General features: G+C 69.3%; 12 protein-coding genes. 3 read left to right on the top strand and 9 right to left on the bottom strand.

Features of this window, described 5'->3' with window-relative positions; translation table 11 throughout:
* Positions 1-102 precede the first annotated feature (102 nt).
* Complete coding sequence (locus KBX53_RS06830) at positions 103-1,440, top strand: cytochrome P450 (protein ID WP_210858170.1); 1,338 nt, start codon at positions 103-105, stop codon at positions 1,438-1,440.
* Positions 1,441-1,506: 66 nt separating this feature from the next.
* On the opposite strand, the gene KBX53_RS06835 is transcribed toward KBX53_RS06830, so the two are convergent.
* The 8 genes from KBX53_RS06835 to KBX53_RS06870 form a co-directional block, all read right to left on the bottom strand.
* Positions 1,507-2,685: an acyltransferase gene (locus tag KBX53_RS06835; protein ID WP_210858171.1), complete on the bottom strand. Its 1,179-nt coding sequence runs from the start codon at positions 2,683-2,685 to the stop codon at positions 1,507-1,509.
* Positions 2,682-3,998: a glycosyltransferase gene (locus KBX53_RS06840; RefSeq protein WP_210858172.1), complete on the bottom strand. Its 1,317-nt coding sequence runs from the start codon at positions 3,996-3,998 to the stop codon at positions 2,682-2,684. The genes KBX53_RS06835 and KBX53_RS06840 overlap by 4 nt, the downstream gene beginning before the upstream one ends.
* A 20-nt stretch (positions 3,999-4,018) precedes the next feature.
* The gene (locus KBX53_RS06845) at positions 4,019-4,489 is read right to left on the bottom strand and encodes a diacylglycerol kinase family protein (protein ID WP_210858173.1); all 471 of its coding nucleotides are present in this window, start codon (positions 4,487-4,489) and stop codon (positions 4,019-4,021) included.
* Between the two features lie 5 nt (positions 4,490-4,494).
* Positions 4,495-4,932, bottom strand: a complete 438-nt coding sequence (locus KBX53_RS06850) for a diacylglycerol kinase family protein (RefSeq protein WP_210858174.1) — start codon at positions 4,930-4,932, stop codon at positions 4,495-4,497.
* Complete coding sequence (locus tag KBX53_RS06855; protein ID WP_247675218.1) at positions 4,919-5,914, bottom strand: NAD(P)-dependent oxidoreductase; 996 nt, start codon at positions 5,912-5,914, stop codon at positions 4,919-4,921. Before KBX53_RS06855 ends, KBX53_RS06850 begins: the two co-directional genes overlap by 14 nt.
* Positions 5,915-6,151: 237 nt before the next feature.
* On the bottom strand, positions 6,152-6,892 hold the full coding sequence (locus KBX53_RS06860) for a thiamine-monophosphate kinase (RefSeq protein ID WP_210858176.1): 741 nt from the start codon (positions 6,890-6,892) through the stop codon (positions 6,152-6,154).
* Between the two features lies 1 nt (position 6,893).
* Entirely contained in the window at positions 6,894-7,880 is a 987-nt protein-coding gene (locus KBX53_RS06865) for a UbiA family prenyltransferase (protein ID WP_210858177.1), read from the bottom strand.
* Positions 7,877-9,052 carry an aminotransferase class I/II-fold pyridoxal phosphate-dependent enzyme gene (locus KBX53_RS06870; RefSeq protein ID WP_030328429.1) on the bottom strand — a complete coding sequence of 392 codons (1,176 nt, stop codon included), beginning with the start codon at positions 9,050-9,052 and terminating at the stop codon, positions 7,877-7,879. Before KBX53_RS06870 ends, KBX53_RS06865 begins: the two co-directional genes overlap by 4 nt.
* Positions 9,053-10,173: 1,121 nt before the next feature.
* On the opposite strand from KBX53_RS06870, the gene KBX53_RS06875 reads away from it, so the two are divergent.
* A complete protein-coding gene (locus tag KBX53_RS06875) occupies positions 10,174-10,557 on the top strand; it encodes a VOC family protein (protein ID WP_030328428.1) in 384 nt (127 codons plus the stop codon).
* 556 nt (positions 10,558-11,113) lie between these two features.
* Here the strand turns inward: KBX53_RS06875 and KBX53_RS06880 are convergent.
* Entirely contained in the window at positions 11,114-12,019 is a 906-nt protein-coding gene (locus KBX53_RS06880; RefSeq protein ID WP_210858178.1) for a LysR family transcriptional regulator, read from the bottom strand.
* Positions 12,020-12,098: 79 nt separating this feature from the next.
* Here KBX53_RS06880 and KBX53_RS06885 point away from each other — a divergent pair, with 79 nt between their 5' ends.
* A complete protein-coding gene (locus KBX53_RS06885; RefSeq protein ID WP_210858179.1) occupies positions 12,099-13,046 on the top strand; it encodes an EamA family transporter in 948 nt (315 codons plus the stop codon).
* The last annotated feature ends 142 nt before the right edge of the window (positions 13,047-13,188 follow it).

Consider the following 13,188-nt stretch of genomic DNA (forward strand, 5'->3'; position numbering starts at 1 on the left):
GTGACAACCATCGCTGCCGGCTGCCGGGATTCTGTGCTGAAAAAGGGGTACGGCGCGTGGAAATATAGTCGACGTCCGTCGATCGACTGAACGGGGATCACCGTGACGACACAGTTGTCCAAGGCCACCGCCGTACCGGGTCCGACCGGGCATCCGCTCCTCGGCATGTTGCCGGAACTCCGCCAGGACCTGCTGGGATCGATCCTGAACGGCTTCCACAGGTACGGCGACGTGGTGGCCTACCACGTCGGGCTGCCACGGGGGCCACGCGCCGTCAGCGTCGACGTGGTGAACGTGCACCACCCGGACGGCATCCACCAGGTCCTCACCACGCCCCAGGTCTTCAGCCGTCGCGCGAGCGCGTACGAAATCCTTCGGGAGTTCATCGGTGAGGGCCTGCTGACCAGCGACGGAGACCGCTGGCTGCATCAGCGGCGGACGCTGCAACCGCTGTTCACGCCGCGCCGGGTGGCCCGCTACACCGAGCTGATGGCCGAGGAGGCGGTCCGCGTCGTCGACGACATGGCGGTCACCGCCGGGTCCGTCGTGGACCTCTACCAGGTCATGCAGCGCTACACGATGCGGGTGGTCGGCCGGGCGCTGTTCGGTGACGACATCGACGAGGTCGTTCCCCGGCTACAGGAGCTCATGCCCATCCTTGGCGACCTGGCACTGGCACGCGCCCTACAGGTCGTCAAGCTGCCGCTGAGCTGGCCGACTCCACGGTCGCGCCGGATCACGCAGGTCCGCGCGACCCAGTACGACATCATCGACCGCATCATCGCCGCCCGGCAGCGAACCGGCGGCGAGGAGACCGAGGACATGCTCAGCCGGCTGTTCGCGGCCAAGGATCCGGAGACCGGGCAGACCCTGTCCATGGAGGAGATCCGCGACCAGATGCTCGTGTTCCTGCTCGCCGGGCACGAGACGACCTCGGCCGGGTTGGCCTTCACCATGCACCTGCTGGGTCAGCACCAGGAGGTGCAGGAACGGGTCGCGGCCGCGGCCGGCACCGGCGACCAGGAGCTGGTGCGGGCTGCGATCATGGAAGGCATGCGGCTGTACCCGCCCGTGTACAGCATGGAGCGGATGGCCGAAACCGACGTCGTGGTTTCCGGACACCGCATTCCGGCCAATACCAAGGTGGTGGTCGCCCCCTGGGTCACGCACCGGCATCCGGAATTCTGGCCCGACCCGGAGCGCTTCGCGCCGGACCGGTTCCTCGGGCAGCAGGACCGACCGCGCTACGCCTACTTCCCATTCGGTGGCGGCCCGCGCAGTTGCATCGGCGAACACTTCGCGCTGCTGGAGATGACCGTCCTGCTGAGCGCGTTGCTCACCCGATACCGGGTCGACACGCGTGGCGAGCGGCTGGAGGTCGTACCAATGGTCACGCTGCGTCCGGCCGGCGCGGTCCGGGCCACGCTGACCGTCAGGTGACCTGATGCCCTGGCTGATCCGGACCGGATCAGCCAGGGCACCGTTCGGTTCCGGGTCCGACTGTCGCTACGTGACCCGCGTCCCGTCACCCGTCGCGACGGGCAGCGGTTCAGCGGCTGGCGTAGCGGCGGCCGCAGGGGCAGCCGCCGGTTTGCGGGGCTTGGCGAACCGGCGCATCATCGGCCGTTCCACGCCGACGTGAAGCAGCGAGGCCAGGCCGAGGGTCACCAGGTAGGCACCGATCATCACGGCGAGCGCGGCGGCGACGCCGAAGCCGTTCGGAGCCATGTTGGCGGCGCCGTACAACACCAGGATGTGCAGGAGGTAGAAGGCGAAGGACGTGTCGCCCAGCCAGCCGGTGACCCGCCCGCGCAGCGGTGAGCGGTGCCCCTCGACGTCCGCCCGGGCCGCGGCGGCCACCAGCAACGCGAGCGGGATGACCATCGCCGCGACGACCGAGTAGAGCAGCGGAACGACCTCGGAGACGCCGTAGAAGGCCAGCGTGACAAGTGCGGCGCCGGGCAGGCTCAGCCTGATCCACAGCCCCCGCATGACGAGCTGGGCGATGACGATTCCGAGGACGAAGTCCAGCATCCGGATCAACGGAAACTGTTGGACGAACCAGAACTGCGGAAATGCCGCGTCCGCGTAGGTGTACGTCGGCTCGGCCGGAAGAAACGCCAGGGAGAAGGCGGGCGCGAGGAGCATCGCGGCGACGATGCCACCCGCGAGCGACCAGAGCCAGGTGGCGTTGAGCCGTCGGATGCCGGCGAGCACCCACGGGAACGACGCGTAGAAGAAGATTTCACAACTCAGCGACCAGCTCGGCGGATTGACCCCGTTGAAGATGAACTCGTTCGGGATCCAGCTCTGCACCAACGCGAGGTTCGCCACCGTCGGCCACAGCGGCGCGCCGCCCCGTACCAGGATCAGTAGGAGGATGAACACGGCGCAGACGACCAGGTGGTTCGGCAGGATCCGGGCGGCCCGGCGGCGCCAGAACCGGCGATTCGGCTCGTGGTCGGGAGCCGACCAGGTCAGGACGAAACCGCTGAGGATGAAGAAGAAGCCGAGCGCGGCGGAGCCGGTACGGCTGAGAGCGAGGTACCACCAGTCGTCGATCCGCTCGTCGGCGAAGAAGCCGAACAACGTCGTGTGCGAGAAGAAGACAGTGACCGCGGCGAGCCCCCGCAGACCGTTGAGGGTCGGCAGTTGCCGGGCCATCCGTCCCGCCTGCGGGGTCATCGGCGGCCACCTTCCGTCGTTTCGGACATCTCCTGTCGGCGTACCGGGCGGCGTGTCCGGAACGCCTCCTCGGCGATGTCGGCCGCCCGTCGTACGCCGTCCAACTCCGCGATCCGGCGTTTGTAGTGCTGCGCCTTCGCCCGGTAGGCGGGGTCGCCGCTCACCGTGTCGATGGCCGCCCGCAGCCGCGCCGGAGTCACCTTGTGCACCGGGATGAACTCGCCGGCGCCGAGGTACGTGAGTCGGGCGGCCACGCCCGGTTGGTCGTTGCCCACGGGCAGCGCGACCATCGGCACGCCATGGGCGAGCGCTTCCAGTGTGGTGTTGATGCCGGCGTGCGTGATGACGAGAGACGCCCGTGCCAGCAGATCGAGCTGGGGCGCGTACCGGACCACTATCGGGTTTCCGGCAAGGCCGGTCGGCGGTTCGACGTCGGTGCTGCCGAGGGAGATGACCAGTTGCGCGTCGAGCCCGGCACAGGCCGTGGCGATCGCCTCGAATATGTGCGGGAGGCGGTTCTGGAGGGTGCCCATCGACGCGTAGATCAACGGGCGGTCGTCGAGCTGCTCCCACGGGAACGACACCGGCTCGGTGCTGTCCTCGTCGTGGAACGGCCCGGTGTAGTGGAACGAGTCCGGCAGGCGGGTGCGGGGGAAGTCGAAGAACGGCGGCTGTTGGGTGATCTGGGCCAGATCCGAGCCGTCGTTCACACTTTTGATCAGCGGCAGGCCCCACGCGGCACGACGGTCGTTGATCCGTTGCAGCACCGGCCGGATGACCCAGGCGATCACCTGGTCGCCCACCATGTTGCGCACCCGCGCGAGCGGCGAGGGATGGTACGGCCACGCCGTCATGAACGGCGGCACACCGGGTTCGGTGTTCAGCGCCAGCGCGTTGCACACGTTCACGACCGGAATGTCGAGGTGGTCCCCGACGGTGTTGCCGGCGCCGTAGACCTGGTCCACCAGCAGCGCGTCGATGCCGTGCCGCTGCACCAGGACCGGCAGGTCCCGCAGCAGAACCTCGACCTCGCGCACGTACCCCCGGACGATGAAACGCACCGCGGCCAGGCCGGTCAGCCGACCCTGCTCCTCGGAGAAGCGCGCCAGTGAGCCCACCGGAAACTCGCGCTCGCCGATCGGTGCGAAGGCGAACCTGGCCGTGAACGACTTCGTTCCGGCGTCCGGCAGGGAGATCAGGGTGACCCGGTGGCCCCGCCGGAGCAGTTCTCTGCCGAGCGTGGCCATCGGGCTGAGTTGGCCGGTGTAGTCGGGAACCACGAGTCCGATGTGGAACATGGTCGGGGCACTCACGTGTCGCTCCCTCGCTGGGTTCATACCACCGTCGTCAGGCAGGACGGATGTATCGAAAACTCGGCCGGGGTGTATCCGACGATCTCGCCGTCGACCTCTACCGGCAGCGGGCTGTCCGCGTCGACGCACACGGTGCGGACCTCCTGCCGGTGGATCGCCGGATGTCCCGCCGCGGCCCCGCGGAACACCTGCCACATCAGCCCGGCCACGCCGAGGCGGCCGACACCCGACACCCGCACCGCGTCCAGGTAGCCCGCTGGCGGGGGTTGCGTGCGGCCGAAGGTCAGCCCACCGGCGAAGTACGGCACCTTGAGCACGGCGAGATTGCTGATGCTCTGGTGCGACGGTTCGCCGTCGAGTTCCAACCGCACCGCCACCGGCCGCCAGCGGGCCAGCGTCCGGATGCTCGACGCCGTCTCGGCGAGCTGGAGGTTGAGCCGCTTGAGCACCCGGTTGACAGGTGTCTTCTCGGTGAACCGCTGGCCGATCACGCTGATCAGCCCGACCGTGCAGCTGACCAGGAAGTACCGCTGGTGCCGTCGGGCCGGGTGAAGGTCACCGTTCCGACGTCGGTCTCCCGGTCGCGGGTGCGGTCGAGCAGGTCACCGAGGTCGGTGACCGGCCGCAGGCCACGAGCGAAGTCGTTGCAGGTGCCAGCCGGCACGTACGCCAGCCGCACCTTCTCCCCGCCCGCCTCCAGCACCCCGTTGGCCACCTCGGACAGCGTGCCGTCGCCGCCGATCGCCACCACTGTGGCGTACCCGTCCTCGACCGCCTGCCGCCCGAGGGCGATGCCGTGCCCGGGATAGCGCGTGGACCAGCACCGCGCCTCGGGCAGTTCCGTGGCGATCCGCCGCATGATGGTGTCCCTGCGCTGGACACCGGACGCGGGGTTGGTGATGCAGACGACCGGGTCGTTCTCATCGGCTGCCATGCGCCTGCTCCAATTCCAGTTCCGCCATGGCGAGGCTCAGCGCCTCCTCGAAGCCGTACCGGGGTGAATAGCCGATCGACCGGATCCGGCCGACGTCGTACCGCATGCCTCCGGCGACGGACCGAACCGCGTAACGGGTGAGCAGCGGCCGGCCGGATCTGATGCCGATGCCGGCCATCCCGGCGAGTTCGGACACGGCCCCCGCGGCCAGGGCAGCGCCGAAGGGGACCGAGGTGGTCGGCGGCCGTGCCCCGATCCGTTCGGCCACCGAGGCGAACAGCTGCCCCAACGTCAGGCCGTACGAGTCACCGACGATGAACCGGCCGCCGGCGCAGCTGGCAGTGGTGCCGGCCAGCACGATCGCGTCGGCCAGGTTCGCGCTGTACGTCAACTCGATCGGCGGTAGCCCACGGTCGAACTGGACGAGCTGGTTGGCGCGCAGCCCGCGCACGAGCTCGGGCAGGAAGGTGCGGTCGCCGGGGCCGAAGACCCAGGCGGGGTACACCACAGTGACATCGAGACCATTCCCGTGGTACGACCACGCCAGGTCTTCGCCGGCAGCTTTCGACAGCGGGTACGGGTAGCGCGGCACCCGCCGTGGCGACGCCTCGTCGATGACCTTCCTGGCGTGGAAACCGAAGACGTCGACGGTGCTCAGGTAGACGAATCGGGAGACGCCGCAGCGCCGCGCCTCGTCCAGCACCGCCCGGGTGCCGTCCCGGTTCACCTGCCAGATGCGTGGGCCGGGTCGCCAGTCGGTCAGATCGGCGGCCGCGTGCACCACCAGGTCGACGTCCGTGCAGGAGCCGCGCAGCGACTCCGGGTCGGTCAGGTCACCACGGTGGGCCGAGTACGTCGCGTCGTCCGGCGCGGGTGCCCGCACCAGCCCGCGTACCGACCAGCCCTGGTCCCGCAGGGCTGCGGCGACCGCGCGGCCGACGCAGCCGGTGACGCCGGTCACCAGAGCGAGACCCGACCCCATCACGAACCCTCCGCCAGCAGGGCCCGCAGGTCGGTGAGCAGCGACCCGGCCGGGTCGAGTGCGCGCATGCGCGTCAGCAGGTTTCGCAGTTCACGGCGCTGGCCTGACTCGTCGACCATCAGCAGCTCCGGACCGGCGACGAGGTGTCCGACATGAAACGGACGCAGTCCCTGTTGCGTGAGCGCCTGGGAGCACGCCCGGGCGTCGGCGGGATCGATCGCGTACAGCAGCTCGAACTCACCCCACTCGGCGGCAGCCGAACACCACCGCCCCCAGCCCGTTGACCTCGGCGAGGCTGACCGCCGCGCTCAACAGACCGTCGCTGGTGTCGATGCACGCCCGGGCGTAGCGGCGCAGCGGTTCGCACGCGGTCACCCGCGCCTCAGGCAGCCACGGTTCGCCCGCGCCCGTACCGCCCAGTGCCAGCGCGCGGAACCCGACCGCGTTGCCGGCTCCGATCGGGCCGGTCACGTACAGCGCGTCGCCGGGCCGGGCACCCATCCGGTTCAGGATGGATTCGCGAGGGACGGTTCCCAGGGCGCACGAGGTGAAGCTCTCCTCGTTGGCCCAGTTGGTGTCGCCACCCACGATGTGACAGCCGTACCGCTCGGCGGCCTCGGATGCGCCGCGCCCGAATTCACGGGCCTCCTCGAGGGTCCAGCTGTCCGGGCGCAGCGAGCAGGAGATCAGCACGGCGACCGGGTCGGCGGCCACCGCGGCGAGGTCGCTCACGCTGACGGTGGTGGTCAACCAGCCCTTCGCGTACGGCGTGGTGGCGGTGGCCAGTTCGGCTCCGTCGTTCAAGGTGTCGACGGTGACCGCCAGGAGCCCGGCGGCGCCCAGGTCGAGGAGTTCGGCGTCGGCCTCGAAGGCGTTGTTGAGTTGCCGTGGCGACCGGGTCATGCGCTCGCGGATCGCCATGATCAGGCTGCTCTCGGCCGCGCTCAGCGCCAACCGGTTGCGGGTGGTGGAGGTCATGTCACGCCTGCCGGGAGGACTGGGTCGCCCGCAGCGTCAGCTCCAGGTAGACCATCATCGGAACGCCGACGATGAGGAAGAGCGTCGGTCGGTGCAGCGCGCCGAGCGACAGGAAGAACAGTGTGGTCGCCCTGATGAACCAGACCAGTGCCTCGTACGCCCGGGTCTCTGGCGCCCGGTTGAGTGTTACGAGGCTCTGCGTGAACCCGAGCGCGGACGCAATGAGCAGCACCCAGCAGACGATCTCGGCGTAGGCACTCGCGCTGTCGGCCTCCGCCACGGCGGCGGTGCCCGCCGCTATCACCGCCACGACCGGAAATATCACGGCAATCCGGCTGGAGGCCCTGGTGCCGATGGCCACCGGCAGCGTGCGGTAGCCGGCGACCCGGTCGCCCTCGATGTCCTTGAAGTACCCGACGAGGCAGAAGCCGCTGAACGTGACAGCGACCAGTGCCGTCTGGAACCACGTCACCGCCGGGATCTCGAGCCATCCCGCGTCGGGTCGGACGGCCACGGCGCCGAGCACCGTGAACAGCGCCATGTCGACGCCGTTGACGAGATTGCCCAGCATGGGGATGCGCTTGGTCCACGAGTAGACCAGGTGCCCGCCGATCGCGATGACGCTCCACAGCGCCAGCGTCGGTGCGACCACGATCGCCACCACCATCAGCGCAGCGGACAGCGTGAGCGTCAACGCCAAGCCGATGTGGGGGTTGATCAGCCCGGTGACGAACGGACGGTCCGGAGCGTTGACCGCGTCGGCCTCGCGGTCGAACCAGTCGTTGATGACCACGCCGACGCCGTATCCCAGGGTGCAGAACAGCAGCCCGATCACGATGCTCGCGGCGTTGGCCCCGGCCGGCGGTGCGGTCATGCCGACCAGACCTGCCGACAGCGAGAAGGGCACGAAGTGCAGGCGCCACATCCGCGCCCAGGCAACCACCAGATCCCAGGTCCTGACTGCGGGTTCGAGCTGGTTGACGGTCATTGGTCCTCCACTGACATCAGGTCGCCGACCTCGGCGAACGCGGCGACGACGCGCTTGAGCTGCTCCGGTGTGTGCGTGGTGGAGAAGCTCGCTCGCAGCCGGGGCGAGGCGGCCGGGGGGATGACCGCGTTGACGTAGACGCCCCGGTCCAGCAGGTTGCGCCACGCGAGCAGGGTCTGCGGTACGCCGTCGAGCCGTACCGACACGATCGGCGTCTCGCTCGGGACCGGGTCGTAGCCAAGGGCCATCAGCTCGCGACGCACGTACGACGCGTTCTCCACCGCCTGCTGGCACAGCCCCGGCTCCGCCTTCAGGATGCGCAGCGCGGCGTACGCGGCGGCCAGGCTGGCCGGCGGGGCGGACGCGCTGAAGATGAGGCTGCGCGCGTGGTGGCGCAGGTACTCGATCACATCCGCCGGGCCGGCCACGGCACCGCCGATCGACGCCAGCGACTTGCTGAAGGTGACGGTGATGAGGTCGACCTGGTCGGTGACGCCGAAGTGCGCGCTGGTGCCCCGGCCGTCGGCCAGTACGCCGATGCCGTGTGCGTCGTCGACGAGCAGGCGGGCCCCGTACTGCCGGCACAGCCGTACGACCTCGGTCAACGGGCACAGGTCGCCGGCCATCGAGTACACCCCGTCCACGACGACCAGCCGGCCGGCGTCCGAGGGGCTGGCTGCCAACTGCCGCTCCAGGTCGTCCATGTCGTTGTGGGCGAACCGTCGCGTCTTGGCCCGGCTCATGCCGCAGCCGTCGTAGACCGAGGCGTGCGCCTCACGGTCGAGGATGACCACGTCGTGACGCGACAGCAGGGATGCGATGACGCCGACGTTCGCCTGGTAGCCGGTCGGAAACACCAGTGCCGCCGGCATACCGAGGAAGTCGGCCAGCTCCTGCTCCAGTGCGTCGTGCAGCGGTGTGTTGCCGTTGAGCAGGCGCGAGCCCGTGCGCGATGTGCCGTACTCCTCGATCGCCGCCTGCGCCGCGGCCTTCACGCGCGGGTCGGAGGTCAGCCCGAGGTAGTTGTTCGAGCCGCACATGAGGATGTCGCCGTCGAGTGTCTGCGCGACTGTCGCGTCGTGCCCCTCGAAGGGAATGAAGTACGGGTAAACGTTGGCTGCGCGAGCCTCCTGGCTCTCGGTGTATGACTGGCAGCGACCGAAGATATCCACTGTCACCACGGTTCGCGAAACCCCTCTCATCTGGTGCCCCGTGTGCATCGGGCCGTTCAACGGACCTGCTGCTCCAGTAGTCGGCACAATCGCTCCGGACAGTGGCGCGCCGGCGATCGGGATCGGCCAGCACGTAGCCGCTGTGCGGAGGGAGGTGGCCGGTCGTCTCACACCCGCTGGTGCCGCCGGCTCGCAGGCTGAGCCAGCGCGGGGACGCCGCGGCGCGGCTCGGTGAACCGCAGCGCGAGGGCGTTCCTCGTCCCCGGCGGAGTGAGGGCGACGTGTGTGCAGAAGACGGTCGAAGGTGCTGCTGATGCGCCTGGCCCGGCCGGCCGGCCCGACGAGCGACGGAACCGACGCGGGCTCCCGGCCTTGGACACGCCGCCGGGTGCGATGCCGGCGGCGTTGCTGGTATCGCCGTCCGACCACCGTGAAGGCGGGAATGCCTGCCGGGCCGTTGCGGCCTGCAGTGCGGTCCGAGGCTGGCGCGCACCAGCCGACATCACGCCAATAGGCTCGTGAAGGTCGGCACTGGCCTTGTCATCGTGTTTCGCCGCATTCCTCTGGCGCAGTGGCAAGAATCCAGGGATGTGGCGCTATGGCAGCGCAGGAAAAGTGGCATTGCAGCGGCAGCGCATAGTTCATTACTCCCCCCGATCCGCTGGCTGCATTCACCAGCGGCGATCGCTTGACGATCTCTCTGGAGCAGGATGCTACGCCGGATCCGCAGCGCACGTCCAGCCCAATGTGGTCGTCGGATCCGCCCGGACACCGCGCCTCAGCTGCCTTGCGGGAGTATTGCGCCAGGTGACAAGCGAGTGGGCGGGATCGAGCGCCATCTCCGCCCGTTGGGCAAGATCAACGAATAGGCGTCAGTGAAAGTGGCGGCCCACCGCGAGGCGTCGCCGCTGTGCGCCAGTGCCGCTACGGATCGACGGTTACTACGGGTAGTCGCTGGCGGCGACCGGCTGCCGTGGGTCGTCGAATCCGGCATGGACGGCATTGAGCTGGTTCGCTTGCTTCCTGACCTGGTCGGGGCGGTCGCGACGGCTCCTCTTTGCCCCATTTGGCCGTCATGCGATGGCGGCGAATCTCCGCATGGATGTGGATAATGATTGATCGTGGCGCATCGCAGCAGACTCTCGACGATCCTGATTGACGTACCCCGAGGTGAGGCACCGGCAGCTGCCGCCTTCTGGTCGGAGGCCCTCGGCGTGCCTGCCCGTACGGTCCCCGACGAGCAGCAGTTCACCTCCCTGCACGGCGCACTGCCCGGGCTGGTGCTGGCGGTGCAGGCAGTGGATGACCAGGCTCGCTACCACGTCGACATCGAGACCGACGACGTCGAGGCGGAGGCCCGCCGACTGATCGCCCACGGCGCCGTCGAGGTCGGCCGCTGGCTGGAGTGCGTAACCCTGCGGGCCCCGGGCGGCCATCTCGTCTGCGTTATTCCGTGTCACACTGATCCGGAGACCTTCGAGTCTCTTTCCCAGGCGTGGGAGTGAGCGCGGGCCACGATTTGATCGCGGCGTCATTAATGCACAGCACCGTGAGGTCCGGGCCGAGCGAAGGAACTGTTCTGCGCATTTCTCGGCGGGCAGCCACCTGAACCGACGCGGCCCACCTCTCGTGCTGTTCGTAACAGTCGCAGGGATCTGATTCCGCCGCGAATCTGCTGGGGGAATCGCCACCCACCTGGTGGGCCCGCTGCGGTTTGGGGGAGTAGGTAGGCGATGGTCGCCGCCATTTCGTCAATACCTCCGACGCAATCGATCGACGTCGCCCATTAATGCGTTCCGGGCGTGTGCCACGCGAAGGCGCTGGTCATTTTGGTACCACTGGGTTCCTCGTCAGGCCGCGTCGTCCCACGTCGTAGGCCAGCTGATGAGTGAATACCTCCCGCCCGGGAGTCGTCACCCGGTGCGCGATCAAGCGGTGGAAGCCCATTGCGGCGACGATCGAGGAGATGGTGACGACGCGTCCCCGCTCGATCATCGCCAGGGACGACCTGTCCGCCACATATTCACCGCCAGCCGCCGGGCACGTCCGCCAGGGTCGTGATTACCGGCCGGGTCGCTGCCGCTCCGGGTGTGCCCCGCCCGGGATCTTCAGAACAGCGAGAAAGGCGTTTACCGCGGGGGTCCGGCCCAGGCGACTCCAGACGAGGTGCTCGACCCGGGCCGGCGCGTCGGCGACCGCAATGGTGGTCACCCCATTGAGTCGTGGCACGTAGGCGGAGGGGAGCATGGCGACGCCGAGACCGGCAGCGACGAGGTCGGCCATCAGGTCGGCGGCGGTCACTTCGAACGCGACGTCGCGGGCGAGGCCGGCGGCGGAGAACGCCTGATCGGTCTGGGCCCGCCCGGCGCTGCCCACCGGAAAGTCGACGAAGACCTCGGCGGCGAGCCGGTCGAGGTCGACTGCCGGTTCCTCCGCGAGCGGATGGTCCGGGGCGACCACGGCGACGAGCCGGTCCCGGGCCAATTCGTGCACGTCGACGCCCTTTGGTTGCACCGTTTCCGGCAGCCCCAGGAACGCCACGTCGATGACGCCCTGCCTGACCTGCTCCACGAGTGCGTCGCTCCCGCCGACACGGAGGCCGACGCGAACGTACGGGTACCGCTGGCGGAACACGCGGAGGGTGGCCGGAATGTCGACGGCCGTAACCGTGGGGATCAGACCCACCCTCAGTCGTCCCCGTACCTCTCCCACCGCCGCCGCGACCTCGGCGGCCGCGCGTTCGGCGGCGTCCAGACACTGGCGGGCGGCGGGGAGGAACGCCGCGCCCGCCGGGGTCAGCCGCACCCGGCGGCTGGTCCGCTCGAAGAGCCGCGCACCGAGTTCCCGTTCCAGCCGCGCGATCTGGTGACTCAACGCGGACTGGACGACCAGGCACCGTTCGGCGGCCCTGGTGAAACTGCTCGTCTCGGCCACGGCGAGGACGTAGCGCAGTTGGTGAAGCTCCACCGATCCATCTTCTCTGTAGATCGGTCGGATGACAAACATGCATTGGACTCATCAATGAGCGCGCGGCGAGACTTCTGACATGACACGTTCCGGAGCGCAGAGACCCGTCGGCGGAGCCGGCTTCTCCAGCAACCTGCCGCGTACCGCACTGACCGCGCTCGCTCCGCTGGCCTGGGGCACCACCTACGTCGTCACCACCGAGCTTCTTCCGCCCGGCCACCCGTTGTTCGCCGGACTCCTGCGCGCGTTGCCCGCCGGACTGGTGGCGCTGGCGTTCACCCGTACGCTGCCGAGCGGCGCGTGGTGGGGGAAAGCGGCGACGCTCGGCATACTGAACATCGGGCTCTTCTTCCCGTTGCTCTTCGTCGCGGCCGAGCGGCTGCCGGGAGGCGTCGCGGCGACCCTGGGGGCGGTGCAGCCGCTCGTCGTCGCCGTCCTGGCCGCGACGCTCCTGCGGGAGGGATTCTCCGTCTGGCGCGCCGTCTGGGGCGTCACCGGGGTGCTGGGCGTCGGCCTGGTGGTGATCGGACCGAATGCCACGTTCGACGCCGTGGGGATCGTGGCCGGCCTCCTCGGCGCGGCCACGATGGCGCTCGGGGTGACCCTCACCAAGCGTTGGCAACGTCCCGCCGGGGTGAGCCCGATGGCCTTCGCCGGTTGGCAGCTCAGCGCGGGCGGTCTCTTCCTGGTGCCCGTCACCTTCCTCGTCGAAGGACCGCCACCAGCGATCGACCCGCCCGCTGTTCTCGGCTACCTCTGGCTGGGACTGGTCGGCGGCCTGTGCGCGTATGTGCTGTGGTTCCGTGGCGTCATCGCGCTGCCGGTGACCTCCGTCGCCGTCCTCGGTCTGCTGTCGCCGCTGGTCGCCGCGCTGCTCGGTGCCGTCCTGCTCGATCAGACGCTCGGCCCGATCGAGCTTCTCGGCTTCGGGCTCGCACTGGCCGCAATCGTCGCGGGGCAGCTACCCGCGCCGACCCGCCCGCGCCACCCGGGCGCCCAACTCGTACCGGAAGGGGCAACTCGATGAAGATCGCCGTGGTCGGAGCCGCCGGAATGGTCGGTTCGCGCGTCGTCGACGAGGCCGCACGCAGGGGACACGACCCGATCGCCATCGTCCGAAGGCGGAGGCCGGCGGCACTGCCGCGCGGCGTGACCGCCGTCGCCGGCGA

Origin of the sequence: Micromonospora sp. M51, assembly GCF_018070305.1 — a bacterium.
GTDB classification, from domain to species: Bacteria; Actinomycetota; Actinomycetes; order Mycobacteriales; family Micromonosporaceae; genus Micromonospora; species Micromonospora parva.

Excerpts from the sequence above, each read along its gene's own strand:
- KBX53_RS06855 (WP_247675218.1), bottom strand. The coding sequence starts at position 5,914 with ATGGGGTCGGGTCTCGCTCTGGTGACCGGCGTCACCGGCTGCGTCGGC.
- KBX53_RS06850 (WP_210858174.1), bottom strand. The coding sequence starts at position 4,932 with ATGGCAGCCGATGAGAACGACCCGGTCGTCTGCATCACCAACCCCGCG.
- KBX53_RS06865 (WP_210858177.1), bottom strand. The coding sequence starts at position 7,880 with ATGACCGTCAACCAGCTCGAACCCGCAGTCAGGACCTGGGATCTGGTG.
- KBX53_RS06860 (WP_210858176.1), bottom strand. The coding sequence starts at position 6,892 with ATGACCTCCACCACCCGCAACCGGTTGGCGCTGAGCGCGGCCGAGAGC.
- KBX53_RS06885 (WP_210858179.1), top strand. The coding sequence starts at position 12,099 with ATGACACGTTCCGGAGCGCAGAGACCCGTCGGCGGAGCCGGCTTCTCC.
- KBX53_RS06835 (WP_210858171.1), bottom strand. The coding sequence starts at position 2,685 with ATGACCCCGCAGGCGGGACGGATGGCCCGGCAACTGCCGACCCTCAAC.